General features: G+C 60.2%; 17 protein-coding genes. 10 read left to right on the forward strand and 7 right to left on the reverse strand.

The annotated features are described in order from the left end of the window. Positions 1–3: 3 nt before the first annotated feature. Positions 4–927, forward strand: a complete 924-nt coding sequence (locus RGAI101_RS14290) for a DMT family transporter (RefSeq protein WP_008225817.1) — start codon at positions 4–6, stop codon at positions 925–927. Here the strand turns inward: RGAI101_RS14290 and trpS are convergent. Next, on the reverse strand, positions 924–1,946 hold the full coding sequence (gene trpS, locus RGAI101_RS14295; RefSeq protein WP_037228367.1) for a tryptophan--tRNA ligase: 1,023 nt from the start codon (positions 1,944–1,946) through the stop codon (positions 924–926). The genes RGAI101_RS14290 and trpS overlap by 4 nt on opposite strands. A gap of 75 nt (positions 1,947–2,021) precedes the next feature. Here trpS and RGAI101_RS14300 point away from each other — a divergent pair, with 75 nt between their 5' ends. Next, positions 2,022–2,708 carry a rhomboid family intramembrane serine protease gene (locus RGAI101_RS14300; protein WP_008225636.1) on the forward strand — a complete coding sequence of 229 codons (687 nt, stop codon included), beginning with the start codon at positions 2,022–2,024 and terminating at the stop codon, positions 2,706–2,708. 72 nt (positions 2,709–2,780) lie between these two features. Here the strand turns inward: RGAI101_RS14300 and murJ are convergent, their stop codons facing one another. From murJ to RGAI101_RS14315, 3 genes are all read right to left on the reverse strand, one after another. Continuing rightward, positions 2,781–4,373: a murein biosynthesis integral membrane protein MurJ gene (murJ, locus tag RGAI101_RS14305; RefSeq protein ID WP_008225506.1), complete on the reverse strand. Its 1,593-nt coding sequence runs from the start codon at positions 4,371–4,373 to the stop codon at positions 2,781–2,783. A gap of 270 nt (positions 4,374–4,643) precedes the next feature. Next, a complete protein-coding gene (locus RGAI101_RS14310) occupies positions 4,644–7,430 on the reverse strand; it encodes a [protein-PII] uridylyltransferase (protein ID WP_008228214.1) in 2,787 nt (928 codons plus the stop codon). Between the two features lie 10 nt (positions 7,431–7,440). Beyond that, a complete protein-coding gene (locus RGAI101_RS14315; RefSeq protein ID WP_008227868.1) occupies positions 7,441–8,625 on the reverse strand; it encodes a penicillin-binding protein activator in 1,185 nt (394 codons plus the stop codon). A gap of 89 nt (positions 8,626–8,714) precedes the next feature. Between RGAI101_RS14315 and rsmI the strand changes: the two genes are divergently transcribed. From rsmI to RGAI101_RS14335, 4 genes are read left to right on the forward strand one after another with little or no spacing between them, the layout of a single operon-like run. After that, on the forward strand, positions 8,715–9,581 hold the full coding sequence (gene rsmI / locus RGAI101_RS14320; protein WP_037229640.1) for a 16S rRNA (cytidine(1402)-2'-O)-methyltransferase: 867 nt from the start codon (positions 8,715–8,717) through the stop codon (positions 9,579–9,581). Continuing rightward, complete coding sequence (locus RGAI101_RS14325) at positions 9,578–9,955, forward strand: YraN family protein (RefSeq protein ID WP_008228124.1); 378 nt, start codon at positions 9,578–9,580, stop codon at positions 9,953–9,955. Before rsmI ends, RGAI101_RS14325 begins: the two co-directional genes overlap by 4 nt. Positions 9,956–10,013: 58 nt before the next feature. After that, positions 10,014–10,949 carry a glutathione synthase gene (gshB, locus tag RGAI101_RS14330; RefSeq protein ID WP_008227491.1) on the forward strand — a complete coding sequence of 312 codons (936 nt, stop codon included), beginning with the start codon at positions 10,014–10,016 and terminating at the stop codon, positions 10,947–10,949. After that, positions 10,946–11,863 (forward strand): alpha/beta hydrolase, encoded by a 918-nt coding sequence (locus RGAI101_RS14335; protein ID WP_008226597.1) that lies wholly within the window; start codon positions 10,946–10,948, stop codon positions 11,861–11,863. The genes gshB and RGAI101_RS14335 overlap by 4 nt, the downstream gene beginning before the upstream one ends. Here RGAI101_RS14335 and RGAI101_RS14340 read toward each other — a convergent pair. The 3 genes from RGAI101_RS14340 to RGAI101_RS14350 form a co-directional block, all read right to left on the reverse strand. Then, positions 11,829–13,343, reverse strand: a complete 1,515-nt coding sequence (locus RGAI101_RS14340) for a YifB family Mg chelatase-like AAA ATPase (RefSeq protein WP_008228195.1) — start codon at positions 13,341–13,343, stop codon at positions 11,829–11,831. The genes RGAI101_RS14335 and RGAI101_RS14340 overlap by 35 nt on opposite strands. A 113-nt stretch (positions 13,344–13,456) precedes the next feature. Next, on the reverse strand, positions 13,457–14,140 hold the full coding sequence (locus RGAI101_RS14345; RefSeq protein WP_008228763.1) for a glutathione S-transferase: 684 nt from the start codon (positions 14,138–14,140) through the stop codon (positions 13,457–13,459). 59 nt (positions 14,141–14,199) lie between these two features. Then, on the reverse strand, positions 14,200–14,781 hold the full coding sequence (locus RGAI101_RS14350; protein WP_037228371.1) for a histidine phosphatase family protein: 582 nt from the start codon (positions 14,779–14,781) through the stop codon (positions 14,200–14,202). Positions 14,782–15,062: 281 nt separating this feature from the next. Here RGAI101_RS14350 and RGAI101_RS14355 point away from each other — a divergent pair, with 281 nt between their 5' ends. From RGAI101_RS14355 to dut, 4 genes are all read left to right on the forward strand, one after another. Next, positions 15,063–15,941, forward strand: a complete 879-nt coding sequence (locus RGAI101_RS14355) for an RNA polymerase factor sigma-32 (RefSeq protein ID WP_037228372.1) — start codon at positions 15,063–15,065, stop codon at positions 15,939–15,941. Further along, positions 15,938–16,744 carry a ChaN family lipoprotein gene (locus RGAI101_RS14360; protein ID WP_008225003.1) on the forward strand — a complete coding sequence of 269 codons (807 nt, stop codon included), beginning with the start codon at positions 15,938–15,940 and terminating at the stop codon, positions 16,742–16,744. The genes RGAI101_RS14355 and RGAI101_RS14360 overlap by 4 nt, the downstream gene beginning before the upstream one ends. A gap of 65 nt (positions 16,745–16,809) precedes the next feature. After that, complete coding sequence (gene coaBC / locus RGAI101_RS14365; protein WP_008228129.1) at positions 16,810–18,003, forward strand: bifunctional phosphopantothenoylcysteine decarboxylase/phosphopantothenate--cysteine ligase CoaBC; 1,194 nt, start codon at positions 16,810–16,812, stop codon at positions 18,001–18,003. A 76-nt stretch (positions 18,004–18,079) separates the two neighbouring features. Continuing rightward, positions 18,080–18,529 (forward strand): dUTP diphosphatase, encoded by a 450-nt coding sequence (gene dut, locus RGAI101_RS14370; protein ID WP_008225764.1) that lies wholly within the window; start codon positions 18,080–18,082, stop codon positions 18,527–18,529. Positions 18,530–18,669: the final 140 nt, after the last annotated feature.

Here is an 18,669-nt window from a genome sequence, read left to right on the forward strand (position 1 = left end):
AGCATGACAGATAACGCCATCCCCCTTCAGACAGGCACGACACCGGCGTTTGCGTTGGTGCTGGTCGCGGCGGCCATGTTCGGCACGGTGCCTTACTTTGCGCTATCCCTGACGCAATCGGGCATGGCCCCTGCTGCGGTGGCTTTCTACCGCTATCTGATCGCGGCGATGATCTTCTTGCCGGCCCTTTGGGGCGCACGGCAGGAATGGCGGGTTCTGCTTTGGGGCGTCGGTACCGGAATGTGCATGTCGCTGGGCTGGCTGGGCTATGTCAGCGCGCTGAAGGTGATCCCGGTCAGCACCGCAGGCGTGATCTACATGAGCTATCCGATCTTCACGCTGATCATCGGCTGGCTGCTTTGGGGCGAACGCCCGACACGGCGGGCGGTGGTCGCCTCCGGGCTGGTGCTTGCTGCCGCAGTTCTGGCGACAGGCGTGGCACGGATCGGGGTGGGGCAGGCGGTATGGATCGCGGCGGCCTTTGCGGCCCCGCTGGGCTTTGGTTTCGGCATCACGGTGCTGGTGCACAAGCTGACAGGCGTCCCTGCAATGGCGCGGATATCGGCAATTTCCCTAGGGTCGGTCTTGGGGCTGGCACCGTTGATCCTGGCGCTTGAGACGGAACAGCTGATCCCGCAAACCATGCAAGGCTGGTCTTGGGTGGCTGGCATTGCCTTGGTCACGGCAACGGTGCCGCAGCTGATCTATACCTATTTCGCGCCAATGATCGGGTCCGCGCGCACCGCCACGGCAGGCAGCATTGAACTGCCCACGATGTTCATCATCGGCTGGCTGGCTTTCGACGAAACCATCGGCCCCGCGCAATGGGCCGCCTGCGGGCTGATTTTACTGTCGGTGCTGTTGGTGCAGGCACGGGTGACGCGGCCCTTTTTCGGCAGGGCCGCGACGGAAAAAACCGACGTTTAGCTGACCATCCCGACGATTTCGTAGGTTTTCTTGAGGATCGGTGCCGTGATCTCGCGCGCCTGGTTGGCCCCATGGGCAAGGATGCGGTCGATTTCGGCGGTGTCGGCCATCAGCTCGGCCATCCGGGTGCTGATTGGTGACATCTTGGCGACCGCCAGATCGGCCAGAAGAGGTTTGAACGCGCCAAACTGCTGGCCGCCGACCTCGGCAAGAACCTGTTCGACCGTCTGGTCATTCAACGCGGCATAGATATTCACCAGATTGCGCGCCTCGGGGCGGTCCTTCAGGCCTTCGACTTCGGAGGGCAAGGCATCCGGATCGGTCTTGGCCTTGCGGATTTTCTTGGCGATCGTGTCGGCGTCATCGGTCAGGTTGATGCGGCTGGCATCCGACGGATCGGATTTCGACATTTTCTTGGACCCGTCCCGCAAGGACATCACGCGGGTCGCAGCCCCTTCGATCACGGGTTCGGTCAGCGGAAAGAAATCAACGCCGTAGTCGTGGTTGAACTTGGCCGCGATGTCGCGGGTCAGTTCCAGATGCTGCTTTTGATCTTCGCCCACAGGCACATGGGTGGCGTGATAAATCAGGATGTCGGCGGCCATCAGCGCGGGGTAGGCGAACAGGCCCAAGGACGCGGCTTCGGCATTCTTGCCGGCCTTGTCCTTCCACTGTGTCATGCGGCCCATCCAGCCCATGCGGGCGACGCAGTTGAAAATCCAGGCAAGCTGCGCATGTTCGGGGACCTGGCTTTGATTGATCAGAATGGACTGTTCAGGGTCGATCCCCGCCGCGATGAAACCTGCGGCCAATTCACGGGTGTTGTGGCGCAGGGTGGCAGGGTCCAGCCATTTCGCGGTGATCGCATGCAGGTCGACCATGCAGTAAACGGTCTGGAAGGACCCTTCGTTCTGCATGTCGACGAAACGCTTCATCGCGCCCAGATAGTTGCCAAGCGTCAGACCCCCGGAGGGCTGAATGCCCGAGAACACGCGCGGGGTGAATTGGGTGTCGGTCATGGAACGCTCCGATAAGGCTGGAAAAGACGGCACGATGGGCTTACCCATGCGCACCAACCCCGTCAAGGAGGCCCTATGGAAGACCCCGATTTTCAACCGCCCGTGAACCCCATGCCAGCGGTGGTGACCCTGCTGTTCCTGGCCATTGCCGGCATTGAGGCCGGGCTGTCGCTGGCCGAGGCAGGCATTATCGGCGGCCCCGGTGCTGTCGGATGGCGGCTGGCGCTGATCCGCGACTATGGGTTTTCAGGTGAAATCTTTGACTGGATGATTGCCAATTGGCGGTTTCCGCTGGCCGAAATCCCCCGCGCGGTGACCTATTCCTTTGTGCATCTGGGGTTCACCCACGCGATTTTTGCGATGGTGCTGCTGCTGGCGCTTGGCAAGATGGTGGCAGAGGTCATGGGGCAGGTCGCATTTCTGGCGATCTTCTTTGTCTCGGGCATTCTGGGCGCTGTTTTCTATGCGCTGGTAATGAATGACCCTGTCTGGATGGTGGGGGCCTATCCCAATGTTTACGGGCTGATCGGCGGTTATTCCTTTGTGATGTGGCGCAAGTTGTCGACCCTCGGGGAACAGCAGCTTCGGGCATTTTCACTGATTGCGGTGCTGATGGGGATCCAGCTTTTGTGGGGCGTGTTCTTTGACGCAGGTACCCAGTGGCTGGCCGAGTTGTTCGGATTTGCCGTGGGATTTGGATTGTGTTTCGTTCTGGCACCCGGAGAATGGGTCAAGCTGCGCGAGCGTGTCCGGCATCGTTGAGTATCCGGCGCGGCAAGGGGGGCCAGCCCCCCTGACCCCCCGGGATTTTGAGCCATTTGGAAACGGGGGGCGTTAGCTGCGTTTCAGCGAGCGTTTGAATTCACCCAGTTTGAAGGCCCCGATCAGGTGGCCCGATCCGAAGTAACTGATTGCGGCGATGACCAGCAAGGCCAGCAGCGCCATACCGCGCCACCAGGGCTGGCCAAGAAGCGGTTGCATCAGGAGGTTGCTGATCCAGAGGGTGACGCCCATGATTGCCGAGGCCGCAAGGATGCGCCAGATGCGCGTGTGAAACCGCGCATCGAATTTCGCGGCAAGCCCGAAGCCGCGCGCCCCGAAGGCGAGCAGACCGAACATCGCCCAGCCCGCCAGCGTCGTGGCGATCGCGGGCGCGATCCAGCCGACGACGGGGCTGAGGCCGACGGCAAGAACGACGTTTACAACCATGGCGCAGACGGCAAAGTAAAAGGGGCGTTTGGTATCTTCGCGTGCGTAGTAAAGCGGCTGCAGGATTTTTTGCAGCACGAAGGCGGGCAGGCCCAGACCGTAGATGGCCACCGCGATGGCTATGGCGGCAGCGTCATCCACAGAGGTGGCTCCGCGTTGGAAGAGAACCGATGCCAGCGTGAAGGGGATTACCATCAGCGCCACGGCAGAGGGAATGGTGAGGGCGAGGGATACCTCGGCTGCGCGGCTGATCTGGGTGTGCGAGCCTTGCTCGTCCCCTGCCTTGAGGCGGCGGGAGAGATCAGGGAGCAGGACGACCCCGATCGCGATGCCGACCACACCGAGGGGCAGTTGGTAAAGCCGGTCGGCATAGCTGAGCCATGCGACAGCGCCTTCGTAGAAGCTGGCGACCTGGCGTCCGACCAGCAGGTTGACCTGCATCACGCCACCGGCCAACGCGGCGGGGGCCGCGATGATGGCCAGGCGTTTGAGTTCGGGGGTCATGCGGGGGCGGCGGGAGAAGCCCAGGGAAAACCCGGCGCGCTTGGCTGCCCACCACACCAGCGCCAGTTGCGCGATGCCCGCAACAGGGACCGACATCGCAAGCGTATCGCCGACACGCAGGCCAAGTGCCCGGTCGATCCCCAGACCAAGGGCTTCTGAGCCATCGCGCCCCAGGGCTGCGCCGATCAGCACGGCGGCGATGAACACGATGTTAAGAACGACCGGGGCGGCGGCGGCGGCCATGAACCGGCCCGTGGCGTTCAGGACCCCGGACACAAGGGCGGCCAGCGAAATGAACAGGATATAGGGAAAGGCGAGGCGACCGTATTCGACCGCCAGATCAAAGCGTTCATCGCCCGCGAAGCCGGAAGCCATCAGCAGCACCAGACCGGGCATGGCGATGATGCCGATGATGGTGAACAGGGTCAGGATGAACGCCATGCCGACAAATGCATCCTGGGCGAATTCCTCGGGGCCATCACCACTTTCGAGCTTTTTTGAGAACATCGGCACGAAGGCCATGTTGAACGCGCCTTCTGCAAAGAAGCGGCGGAACATGTTCGGCAGGGAAAAAGCAACCAGGAATGCTTCGGCTGCGGGGCCGGAGCCCAGATAGCCCGCGACCATCACGTCGCGCAGAAACCCCAGAACGCGGCTAAGGAGGGTCCAGATTCCCACGGTGAAAAAACCGGACATGAGGCGGATGGGTTTCATTGGATGGGCTGCCCTGTAACTGCGTTGCAGTGGGGGTAGCGGTTGGCGCGGGCTTGCGCAATTGGTGATGTTTGGATGGAAGGGGGAAGGGGGCTTCAGACCGCCGACTTTGGCGGTCTGGGGCAGGGGGGCGCAAGACAGGCAAGCGGGTCTGAAGCGGCCAGATCAGGCCTGAAGCCTGTACCTTGCCTACTACCTCCGGCCTGGGGGCGAGGCCGTTCGACGGTGACCTTGTCTGCCTTGACCGCAGAACGCGGGTCATGACTTCGCTCAATCCTGCGCGCGTTCGACCCCTGCGGCAATCGCGGTACGCAGGCGTTTTTCCAGCGTCTTTTGCTTGCTTTCCGAATAGTATTTCAGCCCGAACATGTCCTTGACATAGAAAGTGTCGACCACCTGTTCGCCGTAGGTCGCGATGACGGCATTGGCGATATAGACGTTTGATTCCGCCAGAGACCGCGCCAGATCGTACAGCAGGCCGGGGCGGTCGCGGGTGTCGACCTCGATGATCGTGTAAATCTCGGAGCCTTCGTTATCAAAGGTGATATGGGTCGGGACCCTGAATGCTTTCTCGCGTTTTTTGACCTTGTCGCGCGATTTCAGCTCTTCCCGTGCCTTGATCTCGCCCTTGAGCGTCTTGCCGATCATCTGCCGCAGACGGGGCAGGCGCGCGATATCATAGGGATTGCCATCGGCGTCCTGTATCCAGAACGCGCCGGTGACGTAGCCATCCTTGGTGGTATAGCTGCGCGCATCGACGACATTGGCTCCGACCAGCGCCAGGGCTCCGGCGAGGCGCGCGAAAATGCCGGGATGATCTGTCATGACGAAACAGGCGCGGGTAGCATCGCGGTCTTCGTCAGGGTGCAGGTCGATCCTGATTTCGCCTTCCTTGATGTCGCGGAGCAACTCGGCAAAGACCACTTGGGCGGTGACGTGCAAACCCTGCCAATAGGGGTCGTAATGACGTGCCGTTTCCGCCTGCAGTTCTTTGCGCGGCCAGTCGGCAAGCGCTGCGCGCAAGGTCTTTTTCGCCTCTGCGCCACGGTTCTTGCGGTTCAGGTCTTCCAGTCCGGTTTCCAGCGCGCGTTTGGTCTGGCGGTATAGCCCGCGGATCAGCACGGCCTTCCAGTTGTTCCACGTGTTGGGACCGACGCCGCGAATGTCGCACACCGTGAGCACGCACAGCAGATCCAGCCGCTTGACCGTCTGCACTGCCTTGGCAAAGTCGCGCACGGTGCGCGGATCGGCGATATCGCGTTTCTGCGCCATGTCGGACATCAACAGATGATAGCGGACCAGCCATTCGACCGTGTCGACTTCGTTCTGGTGCAGCCCCAGTCGCGGCGCGATTTTGCGCACCATCTGCGCGCCCAGGATCGAATGATCCTCGGGGCGCCCCTTGGCGATGTCATGCAGCAGCAGCGCGACATAGATCACCCGCCGGTTCACACCGCGTTTCAGGATCGACGAAGCGACAGGCAGGTCCTCTTCCAGCTCGCCCTTTTCGATCAGGGCAAGGTTGGTGATGCACTGGATGATATGTTCGTCGACTGTATAGCTGTGGTACATGTTGAACTGCATCATCGCGACGATGGGTTCGAATTCCGGAATGAACGCGGACAGCACGCCAAGTTCGTTCATCCGGCGCAGGCCCCGTTCCGGGTTACCGTGCTTCAGCATCAGATCAAGGAAAATTCGCTGCGCTTCGGCGTCGTTGCGCATATCGTCGTCGATCAGTTTCAGGTTGGATTTCACCAGCCGCATGGCGTCGGGGTGGATCAACATGCCCGTCCGCAAGGCCTCCTCGAAGATGCGCAGCAGGTTCAGCTTGTCGGCGATGAAGGCTTTGTCATCGGTGATCGCAAGGCGGCCCACGACAACCTCGTACCCGTCGCGCATCTTGGGTTTGCGGCGGAAAATGCGTTCCAGCAGGGGTTCGGCCTTGATGTGGATCGATTCCAGTTTGGTCAGGAAAATCCGCGTCAGTTCGCCCACCTGGGTGGCGTGGCGGAAATAGGCCTGCATGAACACTTCGACACCGCGGCGCCCGCCGGTGTCGGCATATCCCATCGCCTCGGCGACGGCGACCTGCATGTCAAAGGTCAACTGTTCCGTTGCGCGCCCCGACAGCAGATGCAGATGCCCGCGGACGGCCCACAGGAAATTCTCGGCGGCTACGAAAGTCTTGAACTCTTCTTCAAGAAACACTCCGAGGTCCACCAGATCAGCGGCGTTTTCGACGTTGTAGATGTGTTTCGCGATCCAGAAAAGCGATTGCAGATCGCGCAATCCACCTTTGGCCTCTTTTACATTGGGTTCGACCACATAGCGCAGACCCTGTTTGCGGTGGCGCAGGGCGCGCTCTTCCAGCTTGGCCTCGATAAAGCTGCGGCCGGAACCGGCGAACAGATCCTTTTTGAGCGTCTTGTCCAGGTCTTGCGCCAGCTTGAGGTCCCCCGCGACAAAGCGGTGTTCCAGCAGGGCGGTTTGAATCGTGAAATCCTCTGCGCCCAGTTGTACGCAGCCGCGGATGGTGCGGGTGGAGTGGCCAACCTTCAGCTTGAGATCCCACAGCATGTAAAGCATGGATTCGATCACGCTTTCGGCCCAGTCCGTCGCCTTCTTGGGCATCAGAAACAGCAGATCGACATCTGAAAACGGGGCCATCTCGCCCCGGCCATAGCCGCCGACGCCAATCACCGCCAGGCGGTCATCGTCAGTCTTGTCGCGCTTGGGGTGCAACCGTTGGGTCGCGATTTGAAGGGTGCTGCGCACCAGTTGATCGGTCAGATAACAATAGGCCGAGGTCATCGCGCGCGCATCAAAGGGGGCGACTGCAAAGGCCCTTGCGATTTCATCCCGCCCGGCCTTCTGGGCCTCACGCAGGATTTGGACCGCAGCCGATTTGACCTGTCCGGAATCCGTGGCGCTGTCAAAGGCATCTGACAAAGCCTGGGCGACGGCACCTTCGTCAAAGATAAGTTCGGGAGCGCTGATCAGGTGAAGCGCGGTTGCCTCACCTGATTCTGCCTGCGCAATAAGGGGTCTTACCAATTGCTTTCCTTTAGAAGCCCACGCCGCCAAAGGCTCTGGGGGCCGGATCTACGATCACAACGGATTTGTTGCGGATCGTGGCAACGGCCAGACCATGCTCGGCTGTACCGTCTTTTTTCAGGCGGAACACGCCATTCGCGCCGCGGAAGCCCGCGCTTTGCGTCAAGCGACCTGCCGACAGGGCATTTGATTTCCCTGATCTGACCAATGCGCCGACGGCGGCGATCCCGTCAAATGCCAGACCGGCGATTGGCGTTGGTGCTTGGCCGTATGCGGCCGAGTACCGCTGCGAAAAGGCAGCAGCGGCGGCAGGGTCAGGCAAGGCGAACCAGCCGCCCTGAACACCGGGAAGCGCCAGCGTCTGCGCCGGGATGTCCCAGCGTGTCAGGCCGATATATTGCGTCGATGCAACGGGCAGGCCCGCCTCTGGCAACAGTTGTGCAAACAAGGGCAGGGCGCTGGCAGAAGACGTGGTCAGAAAGATCGCGTCTGCGCCGTTCGCATCATAAGCGGCCTTTGCACGCGGTACGGATGCGATCACTGATTCCTGGCTTAGCGCATAATCAATGGTGCCGGCGTTCTTGGCACCATTTTCCGCGATAGCCCGCAGGATGGCGTCACGGCCAAGCTGTCCGGCAAGATCCTGTCCGTGCAGGATCAGGATATTGTCCTTGCCGGTGGATTTGGCGTAGCGCACCAAACGGTCGGCCGTGTCGCCAAAGCCTTGGCCCAAAGCGAAAACATTCCCCCCCGCAATGTTGGGGTTGTTCGAGAAGGACAGGACATTGACGCCTTGTGCCGCGACAGCATTGCCCGCGGCATTCGCAGCCTCGCCGTACAGCGGGCCGATGATGATCTGCGCACCGTCGTTTACAGCCTGCGCTGCGGCTGTGCCTGCAACGGCAGCATTGCCGCCAGTACCATAGACACGCAGGTCAATCTGCACGCCGCTAAGGTCGCGGATCGCCAGACGCGCCGCGTTTTCAAGCTCTTGTGCCAATTGGTTGTCCCCGGGCGTTCCGCCGCGCGGGACCAGAAGGGCGACCGGAACAGGTTTGTTGGGATCAACCTTGGGGCCGCTTCCGGTGTTCATGTTCGTGGCGATCCCCGGTTCGCAGGCGGCAAGCGCCAGTGCCACGAAGGGCAGGATCAAAAGCCGCAATGGCTTGCGGATGGTGTTTAAAACAGCGATCATTATTGTGTCACTCCATTGGTGGCGGATTGGCGGCCTTCGGCCCCGAAAACATATGCACGATCATAGAGAGTGCGAAAGGCGGGTCCAGCTTGAATTATCAAAAGATACCGTTGCAGGCGGGCTTGTACTTTGTCGGCGTGCCGATCGGGACGGCGCGCGATATCACGCTGCGGGCGTTGGATGTGCTGGCTTCGGCGGATGTGCTGGCCGCCGAAGACACCCGCAGCCTGCGCCGTTTGATGGAAATCCACGGCGTACCGCTTGAGGGCAGGCATATCGTGGCGTTGCACGATCATTCTGGGAATGCCGTTCAAGACAAGCTCTTGGCAGCGATCCGCGAAGGAAAATCCGTCGCTTATGCCTCCGAGGCTGGGATGCCGTTGATCGCCGATCCCGGGTTCGAATTGTCGCGCGCCGTGGGTGAAGCGGGGCTGATGCTGACCTGCGCACCAGGGCCTTCGGCAGTGCTGACGGCACTTGCCTTGGGAGGGTTGCCGACGGATGCTTTTTTCTTCGCCGGCTTTCTGCCTAACGCCACGTCAGCGCGGCAAACTGCCCTTCAAAAGCTGAAAGACGTGCAGGGCACGCTTGTTTTCTACGAATCACCCAAACGTCTGGGGGCGATGCTGAAGGACGCCGCATCGGCGTTGGGTCCCGAACGTGCTGGCGCAGTATGCCGGGAATTGACCAAAAAGTTCGAAGAGGTGAAACGCGGCACCCTTCAGGAATTATGCGATATTTATGCTGACAAGGGGCCCAAAGGCGAAATCGTCGTCCTGATTGATCGTGGGCGTTTACAGTCCGTTAGTGAAACGGATGTAACATCGGATTTGTCGGCTGCGCTGCTGACACATTCGATGCGCGATGCGGTTGATATGGTGGCGCAGGCGCACAACTTGCCGCGCAGAAAAGTGTATCAGGCGGCGCTTGAATTGGGAAAAGGAAATGCATCATGACGGTTTCGGCCAAACGTATCCGGGGATCTGTCAGTTATCATGCGGGCCTTTCGGCAGAATTGCAGGTGACGCAAGACTACGAGCGTCGGGGTTTTGCGCTGGCGCGGGAAAGATGGCGGGGCAAAAGCGGTGAAATTGATCTGATTATGCGCGACGGTGATGCGCTGATTTTCGTCGAGGTCAAGAAAAGCCAAAGCTTGCAGCGCGCAGCCCAACGGATCACGCCGCGCCAGATGAACCGCATCTATTGCGCTGCCGAAGAATACCTGGCGGGGGAGCCCAACGGCACATTGACGGACGTGCGGTTTGACGTGGCATTGGTCGATCAGACCAGTGATATCCAAATCATGGAAAACGCCTTCGGTCACGGTTGACCCATTGCACCCCGCGCCCTGCTGCGTCATCTAATGATGAACAGCACGGAGACCTCAGATGAAGATCGCCTTTCAGATGGACCCGATCGGGGCCGTTAATATTGATGCAGATAGCAGCTTTCGCCTTGCAGAAGAGGCGCAGGCGCGGGGGCATTCTCTTTTCTACTACACGCCGGACCACCTTGCGTTTCAAGAAGGGCGCATTACCGCGCGCGGCCATGACCTTACCGTTCAACGGGTACAGGGCGACCATGCGACGCTGGGGGAAGAACGCGAAGTAGACCTGGCGGAGTTCGACGTAGTCTGGTTGCGTCAGGATCCGCCTTTCGACATGCATTACATCACGTCGACCCATCTTCTGGATCGGCTGCGGAAAACAACCCTGGTGGTGAATGATCCGTTCTGGGTGCGCAATTTCCCCGAGAAGTTGCTGGTGCTGGATTTTCCGGACCTGACGCCACCCACGACGATCGCGCGTGATTTCCAGACGATCAAGGCGTTCAAGGCCAAGCACAGCGATGTCATCCTCAAGCCGCTTTACGGTAATGGCGGGGCGGGTGTCTTCCGGCTGGACGAAAACGACCGGAACCTGGGTTCTTTGTACGAACTGTTCACGGGGTTTTCGCGCGAACCGTTGATTGTTCAGAAATTCCTGCCTGCCGTTTCCAAGGGCGACAAGCGTATCATCCTGGTTGACGGTGAGGCCGTTGGTGCGATCAACCGCGTGCCTGCGGAAGGTGAGACGCGGTCGAACATGCATGTCGGTGGGCGGCCGGAAAAGGTTGGCTTGACCAAGCGCGACCTTGAAATCTGCGCCGCGATTGGCCCATTGCTCAAGGAGAGGGGGCAGATCTTTGTCGGCATCGACGTGATCGGCGACTATCTGACCGAGATCAACGTAACCTCCCCGACCGGTATCCAGGAGCTTGAGCGTTTCGACGGTACCAACATTGCCGCCAAGATTTGGGAGGCGATTGAGGCGCGCCGCGCGTGAGCCTCATCCGGCCTATCCTCAATAGCTATCTGCGTAATATCGAAAAGCGGCGCTTGGCGAAAACTGCGGATGTCGCGGAAATCCGCAAGAGGTTTGCCTTGAACGCCCGGCTTTTCTTTCATGCGCCACGGGGCACGCAGATGGCAAAGGTCACTTTGCCAGACGCTTGCGAACTTATGGAAATCACGCCAAGGCAAGTCACAAGCGATCTGGTGATTTTTTACATCCACGGCGGTGGTTTCGTTTTTGGCAGTCCGGAAACCCACGCGGCGATGTTGGCGCAATTGGCGGCCCGCACCGGTGCGCGGGTGGTGATGCCACGGTACCGTCTGGCCCCTGAATACCCCTATCCCGCCGCGATCGAGGATGTAGAGAACGCTTACCTTGCACTTGTCCGTTCGGGTGTGGAGACGGGGAGTATCGTCATTGGCGGCGACAGTGCAGGCGGCGCGTTGACGTTCAGTTTGCTGGGGCAGATCATGGCAAACCGCTGGCCCATGCCGCGCGGTGCTTTCGGTTTTTCGCCCTTCGTTGATTTCGCACACCAAGGCGCAAGCCATCGTGAGAACGCCAAACGAGAGGCTGTCTTGCCGGTCGAGCGTGCGGAACGGATGGTGCAGATGTATCTGGCCGGGGCCGATCGGAATGATCCGCGCATCAGTGCGCTGAACGCCGATTATCAGGGTGCGCCACCAGTGTGGATCTGTGTCGGTGACACCGAAATCCTGCGCGATGACGCACGGCGCATCCAGCAACGGCTAAAGGATCAGGGCGTGGCGGTGACGTTTCTGGAGGCCCATGACCTCCCCCATGTTTGGCCGATTTTTCACAATATCCTGCCCGAAGCCCGTCAGACACTTGCCACCCTTGCAAGTTGGATCAAAGCGCTGCCGCGCCCGGCAGGCGAAAGCTGAGCGCCTCGGCCAGATGTGGTTTTTGCACGCTGTCAGAACCGTCCAGATCCGCAATCGTGCGCGCCACCCGCAAGACCCGGTGGTAGCCTCGCGCTGACAGTTGGAAACGCTCTGCCGCGCGTAACAGAAGCGCGCGCGCCTCGGCATCCGAGCTGGCGATCATCTCGAGCAGGTCGCCGTCGGCATCGGCGTTCAGGCTGGCCTTGGGGTGGTCTGCAAAGCGGTCTTCCTGAGTTTGCCGCGCCCGCGCGACACGGGCCGCGACCTGAGCCGAGCTTTCGCCATCGCTTGGCAGATCAAGATCGGTAAAGGCAACGGGGGGCACATCGACACGCAGATCGAAACGGTCCATCAGCGGTCCTGAAATGCGCCCGATATAATCTTCACCGCAGTTGGGGGCCTTGCTGCAGGCGCGGGAGGGATCGCTAAGGTGCCCGCATTTGCAGGGGTTAGCAGCGGCGACGAGCATGAATTTGCACGGGTATTTCACGTGGGCGTTGGCGCGGGCGATCATGACTTCGCCTGTCTCGACGGGTTGTCTGAGGGTTTCGAGCACCATACGGGGAAATTCCGGGAACTCATCCATGAACAAGACGCCGTTATGCGCTAGGCTGACCTCTCCCGGTCGGGCCTGCCTGCCCCCGCCGATGATCGCGGCCATAGAGGCGGTGTGATGCGGTTCGCGAAACGGTCGTGTTCGGGAAATCCCGCCTTCGTCCAAGAGCCCGGCCAAAGAGTGGATCATGGAGGTGCTGAGCGCTTCGCGTGGCGTCAGCGGCGGCAGGATCGTGGGTAAGCGCGCCGCCAACATGGACTTGCCCGCGCCCGGCGTGCCCACGAACATCAGATGGTGACGCCCGGCGGCGGAAATTTCCAACGCCCGTTTGGCGCGTTCCTGGCCTTTGACGTCGCGCAGGTCTTTGGTCTGGTGGGGTTGTGCGACTTCACCGGGGTCGGCGGGGGATATGGGGACCTGCCCGGTATAGTGCCTGACCACATCGCCCAAGGACGCAGCGGCAATGACCTGTGTGTTGCCCACCCAAGCGGCTTCGGCCCCAGATGCGGCGGGGCACAGCAGGCTTCGGTTGTGTTCTGCCGCAGCCATAGCAGCCGGCAGCGCACCGATCACCGGGATCAACGTACCGTCCAGCGAAAGCTCGCCCAGGGCGACCACGGATTGGACCACGTCACTGGGCAAGATATCGATCGCCCCCAGCAGGGCGAGCGCGATGGGTAGGTCGAAATGGCTGCCCTCTTTGGGCAGGTCGGCGGGGCTGAGGTTGATGGTGATGCGCTTGCTGGGCAGCGCGATCGCCATTGAGGTGAGCGCTGCACGCACGCGGTCGCGTGCCTCTGACACCGCCTTGTCGGGAAGGCCGACAATCGAGAAAGCGGGCAGCCCCGCCGATACGGCGCATTGCACTTCGACAATGCGGGCTTCGACCCCTTGAAATGCGACGGTATAAGCGCGTGAAACCATGATGAGCCTTTGATGACTGGTATGGTTAATGCGTAGGTAGGGGATGTTTAAGAAGCGTTAACGCCTGAGGGTCCCGGGGGATTTGAGTTTATTTTGCAAAATGAAGCAGCGGATCAGTTCGTTGGCCAAGCCCGTGTTTCCACACCCATGTCGTAGGGGAAGGGGGCATAGGTGGTCTTCAGGCCCTCTGCCCGCCATGCTTTGAACGCGGGATCGTTGATGGTCGTGTCGCAGTACCGCCGCGCCTGTTCCGAAACGGGCAGGTCGTAGCCGATAATCCGGGCGCAAACGGGGGCATAGAAGGCGTCTGCCAAGCTGTAGCTGCCAAAGAGCCAAGGCCCATTCCCGTCAGATGCCGGTGCCGCGTGGTCCCACAGTTGTTCAAGCCTGGCCAGATCCTTGGCCAGAGCGTCTGAAACGGGAAGTCCCGTGTTTACGTGTTGCAACTGCATCGGGCATTCGCCGCGCAAGGCGGAAAATCCGGACACCATCGCCGCGCAAAGCCATCTGGCGCGGGCGCGCGCGGACGGGGCTGCGGGCCACATGGAGGTGTCGGGATGACGTTCTGCGAGGGTTTCGGCCATGGCCAGTGTTTCGCCGATGACCTCACCGTCGGGGAGCTTTAGGGCAGGCACCAATTCGGCGGGGGCGAGGGGGGCCATATCCTGGGCCATCGTACCGCCGTACAACCCGATCATATGACTGCGATAGGGCAGGTCAAATTTTTCCAGCATCAGCCAGCCACGCAGGGACCAACTGGAGAAGGTTCTGTCGCCGATATAAAGATCATATGTCATGATTGAATTACTATCCCGCCCCTTCTGAAAACTGCAATCTGAAAATCGCAGCGGTCCGATTATGGGGCGTGATTAATCCTCGCCACGTGCCATCCATCCTTGCCAAAGTGGATTTCAGTTGCCGACAGATTGTCGATCTTATGGGCCATCGCATCTTTTGGTCCGACATCAAGCGCGCGTTGCACCTGTGTCAGGATCGCACCGAAATGCGCCACGGCAATGATATGCGCGTCTGGATGCGCCGCGTTCAGCCTGTCGACAGCTGTATTGATCCTGCGGGCGGCCTGGTTCCAGCTTTCACCATTTGGCGGCGCGACATCACCGGGGGTGGTCCAATAGGCGCGGCTAAGTTCAGGGTGCTGTTCAGACACATCCTTGGCATGGAGCCCGTCCCAGATACCGAAATCGAGCTCTCTGAAGCCGGGTTCGTGGGGCAGGCGGTTGCGGGTCTGGTGGGCCAGCACATCTGCCGTGGCGATCGCACGGATCAAGTCCGAGGACACCACCAGGGCGTCATCCGGCAAATGGGCACTTAGCCGCGCGATCTGTTCTATGTCCGACAGGTCTGCAGGGACATCGCGCCATCCGACCAGTGTTTTTTCGTGGGTAGGGCCATGCCGCACCCAGTGCCAAGTTGTCATGAAGCCGTCCTTTGGAAGTCCAGGTCGTGTAACAGGATCCTAGTAGATAGTCCGCCAGGATCCAAGTCAAAGGAGGTTGGACGCAGGCAATCGGATCAAGGTCGGCAGACATGTTGTAGGTGACCGATGATGGCCATATTTTTAATAGCTCGGGCAGATCCGATAGCGCAATTTAACCCGACAGCAAATTTTTTCTAAAAAAATATGAACCAAACGGGCAAGACGTGCGTTTGATATTGAATAAGAAAAAATCTGCGTAATCACATCAGGGAATTATCACCATGGCGCTTACACCAGCACGCGAATTTTCTTTAACACGGACAGCGATGAAAGCAGAGCTTTTGGATGCTGAGACCGAGTTGAAGTTGGCCTATGCCTGGCGTGATGAGCGTGACGAGGAAGCGCTGCACCGTTTGATCACCGCGTACATGCGTCTGGCGATTTCCATGGCTGGCAAGTTCAAGCGATATGGTGCCCCTATGAACGACCTGATCCAAGAGGCCGGATTGGGGTTGATGAAAGCGGCAGACAAGTTTGACCCTGACCGTGGCGTACGGTTTTCGACCTATGCCGTCTGGTGGATCAAGGCCAGCATTCAGGACCATGTGATGCGCAACTGGTCGATGGTGCGCACCGGGTCGACGTCATCGCAGAAATCCCTGTTTTTCAACATGCGCCGTGTTCAGGCCCGTCTTGAGCGCGAAGCGCAGGCGGCCGGCGAAACGCTGGACAAGCACCAGCTGCGCCAGATGATCTCGACCGAGATTGGTGTGCCGATGCATGATGTCGAGATGATGGAAGGGCGTTTGTCCGGGTCAGACTATTCGTTGAATGCCACCCAATCGTCCGAAGATGAGGGCCGTGAGTGGATCGACGCCTTGGTCGATGATACCGCGCAGGCAGCCGAGCGGGTCGAGGAAAGCCATGATATCGTGACCTTGCGGAACTGGCTGTTGGGCGCGATGCAGGCTTTGAACGATCGTGAACAGTTCATCGTGCGCGAGCGCAAGTTGCGCGATCAGCCGCGGACACTGGAAAGCCTCGGGCAAGAATTGAACCTGTCCAAGGAACGTGTGCGCCAGCTTGAGGCGGCGGCCTTTGCCAAGATGCGCAAGACGCTCGAGACACAATCAGCCGAAGTACATCATTTCCTGATGTGAAGGCTCTGTTTCTAGCCTTTGCCTTTCTTGCCTCTGCGGCTTTTGCAGCAGAGCTGGGTTCAGATGATTTTGCGCAGCTTTCCGCTGCGAAAATCGTCATTTTGGGCGAAACCCATGACAATCCGGTGCACCATTTGCTTCAGGCCGATATCGTTTCGCGCCTGCGCCCGAAGGCAGTCGTTTACGAAATGCTGACGCCGGAACAGGCGGGATCAGTGACCTCTGGTTTGGTTGGCAATCAAGTCGCGCTTGAGGGCGCGCTGGGTTGGAACGCCGCAGGGTGGCCTGATTTCGCCATGTATTATCCGATCTTCAAAGCGTCCGGCGATGCAACGGTCTTTGGCGCAGCCGTCCCGCGACAGGTGGCACGGTCTGCCATGAAAGACGGGCTTGCGACCGCTTTCGGGGCGCAAGCCGGACAGTTTGGGTTGAACACGCCGCTTGGCCCCGATGAACAATCCGCCCGCGAGGCATTGCAGATGGCTGCGCATTGCGACGCTTTGCCAGAAGATCTGCTGCCCGCCATGGTGGATATTCAGCGGCTGCGGGATGCACGGCTCGCGCAATCTGCGCTTCAAGCATTGCAGGAAACGGGCGGGCCGGTGGTTGTGATCACCGGCAACGGGCACGCGCGCAAAGACTGGGGCGTTCCGGCGGCCCTGGCCCATGTGCAGCCAGAAACAGCCGTTTTTGCCGTTGGCCAAGGCGAGGACGGGCAAGCGCCGGAAGGTGGGTTTGATCTGGTGTTGGATGCGCCATCTGTCCGGCGCGCCGACCCCTGTGACGGCTTTCGGACGAACTGAGGGGGCTGGCAGATCGGCGGTGACGGGCCTATGGTCTGATCGACTGACGCAACGAGGGGCCGAACATGCTGGCTGGCAAACATATTCTGCTGATCATCGGGGGCGGCATCGCTGCTTTCAAATCCCTTGATCTGATCCGCCGCTTGCGCGAACGCGGGGCGATTGTAACGCCTGTACTGACGCGCGCCGGCGAAGAATTCGTGACCCCGCTTTCGGTGGCGGCGATTGCAGGACAAAAGCTGTACCGCGACCTGTTCGATCTGGGGGACGAGGCCGAGATGGGTCATATCCAGCTTAGCCGTGTCGCCGATCTGATCGTCGTTGCCCCTGCGACTGCCGACCTGATGGCCAAGATGGCGGGGGGGCTGGCGAATGATCTTGCGTCGACCTTGCTGCTGGCCACGGACACACCTGTACTGATCGTGCCGGCAATGAATGTGCGCATGTGGGACCACCCCGCGACACAGCGCAATCTGAAAACCCTGCGCGGCGACGGGATCAACGTCATCGGGCCGAACGACGGTGACATGGCCTGTGGTGAATTCGGGCCGGGGCGGATGTCTGAACCGCTCGAAATTGTCGCGGCGATCGAGGCGCATCTGTCGGAGGGGCCGCTGAAGGGGCGGCGTATCCTGGTCACGTCAGGACCCACGCATGAGCCGATTGATCCGGTGCGCTACATCGCCAACCGCTCATCGGGGGCGCAGGGTACCGCGATTGCCAAGGCCCTCGCTGATCTGGGGGGCGAGGTTGTTTTTGTCACCGGTCCCGCCGATGTGCCGCCACCGGAGGGCGTGCAGGTGATCCGCGTCGAGACTGCCTTGCAGATGCAGGCGGCGGTCGAGGCGGCGTTGCCGGTGGATGCCGGTGTCTTTGCCGCCGCCGTCGCCGATTGGCGTGTGAGCAGCGCCAGCGACCGCAAATTGAAGAAGTCGAAAGACGGCTTGCCGGCGCTGGAATTTGCGGAAAACCCCGACATTCTAAAGGCGGTGAGCCATTTGAAAGAAGACCGCCCCAAGCTGGTTGTCGGCTTTGCTGCTGAAACCAACGACGTGGTCGAAAACGCCACTGCGAAACGGGTGCGAAAGGGGTGTGATTGGATCGTTGCCAATGATGTGTCCCCTGCGACGGGCATCATGGGCGGGTCCGAAAATGCGGTTGTGATTATCACTGCGGATGGGGTCGATAGCTGGCCCCGCATGGGCAAGGATCAGGTTGCCAAACAGTTGGCCGCCCGGATCGCCGAGACGTTGGGCTAAAGAGATTTTATGCCTTCGGCGAGGATTTTTTACCATTTGGAAGCAATGGGTCGGGCAAGGGCCGGAAGGATGAGTGATGTCTGAGATCAAGTTCAAGCGCGTGGCGGGGAACGACAGTTTGCCTTTGCCCGGCTATGCCACAGCGGGTGCCGCTGGGATGGATTTGCGTGCATTTTTGCCAGACGGACCTCTGGTCTTTGAAACGGGTCAGATCAGCCTGATTTCTACCGGGTTTTGTGTCGAAATCCCGCGCGGAACCGAGATGCAGATCAGGCCGCGGTCGGGTCTTGCGCTCAAGCACGGGTTTTTGATCCCAAACGCGCCGGGAACGGTGGACGAGGATTATCGTGGGGTCGTCATGGTCGGGCTTTATTACATCGGCGCAGAGCCGTTCACGATCAGCCATGGTGATCGCATCGCGCAGGCGGTGGTGGCGGATGTGCGGCGCTTTGCCTGCGTCGAGGTGACCGAACTGTCCGAAAGCGGGCGCGGTGCCGGCGGGTTTGGGTCGACCGGCCTGAAATAGGCACGAGGTTACGGGGGTGTGGGAAATCGGGGCGACAGGGCAACGGGTTGTCTAAACCTGTGCTGCCGCATGTTGATTAGGGTTGGGCTCGGCGGAAAATAGCTTAGGTTCATGCTTTGACACAGAGCGATAGCAGAACA

This window comes from Roseobacter sp. GAI101 (assembly GCF_000156335.1).
Classification (GTDB): Bacteria; Pseudomonadota; Alphaproteobacteria; order Rhodobacterales; family Rhodobacteraceae; genus Sulfitobacter.

Excerpts from the sequence above, each read along its gene's own strand:
- RGAI101_RS14315 (WP_008227868.1), bottom strand. The coding sequence starts at position 8,625 with ATGATCGCTGTTTTAAACACCATCCGCAAGCCATTGCGGCTTTTGATC.
- RGAI101_RS14350 (WP_037228371.1), bottom strand. The coding sequence starts at position 14,781 with ATGACAACTTGGCACTGGGTGCGGCATGGCCCTACCCACGAAAAAACA.
- RGAI101_RS14300 (WP_008225636.1), top strand. The coding sequence starts at position 2,022 with ATGGAAGACCCCGATTTTCAACCGCCCGTGAACCCCATGCCAGCGGTG.
- RGAI101_RS14355 (WP_037228372.1), top strand. The coding sequence starts at position 15,063 with ATGGCGCTTACACCAGCACGCGAATTTTCTTTAACACGGACAGCGATG.
- RGAI101_RS14290 (WP_008225817.1), top strand. The coding sequence starts at position 4 with ATGACAGATAACGCCATCCCCCTTCAGACAGGCACGACACCGGCGTTT.
- RGAI101_RS14340 (WP_008228195.1), bottom strand. The coding sequence starts at position 13,343 with ATGGTTTCACGCGCTTATACCGTCGCATTTCAAGGGGTCGAAGCCCGC.
- RGAI101_RS14325 (WP_008228124.1), top strand. The coding sequence starts at position 9,578 with ATGACGGTTTCGGCCAAACGTATCCGGGGATCTGTCAGTTATCATGCG.
- trpS (WP_037228367.1), bottom strand. The coding sequence starts at position 1,946 with ATGACCGACACCCAATTCACCCCGCGCGTGTTCTCGGGCATTCAGCCC.
- murJ (WP_008225506.1), bottom strand. The coding sequence starts at position 4,373 with ATGAAACCCATCCGCCTCATGTCCGGTTTTTTCACCGTGGGAATCTGG.
- gshB (WP_008227491.1), top strand. The coding sequence starts at position 10,014 with ATGAAGATCGCCTTTCAGATGGACCCGATCGGGGCCGTTAATATTGAT.
- RGAI101_RS14345 (WP_008228763.1), bottom strand. The coding sequence starts at position 14,140 with ATGACATATGATCTTTATATCGGCGACAGAACCTTCTCCAGTTGGTCC.
- coaBC (WP_008228129.1), top strand. The coding sequence starts at position 16,810 with ATGCTGGCTGGCAAACATATTCTGCTGATCATCGGGGGCGGCATCGCT.
- dut (WP_008225764.1), top strand. The coding sequence starts at position 18,080 with ATGTCTGAGATCAAGTTCAAGCGCGTGGCGGGGAACGACAGTTTGCCT.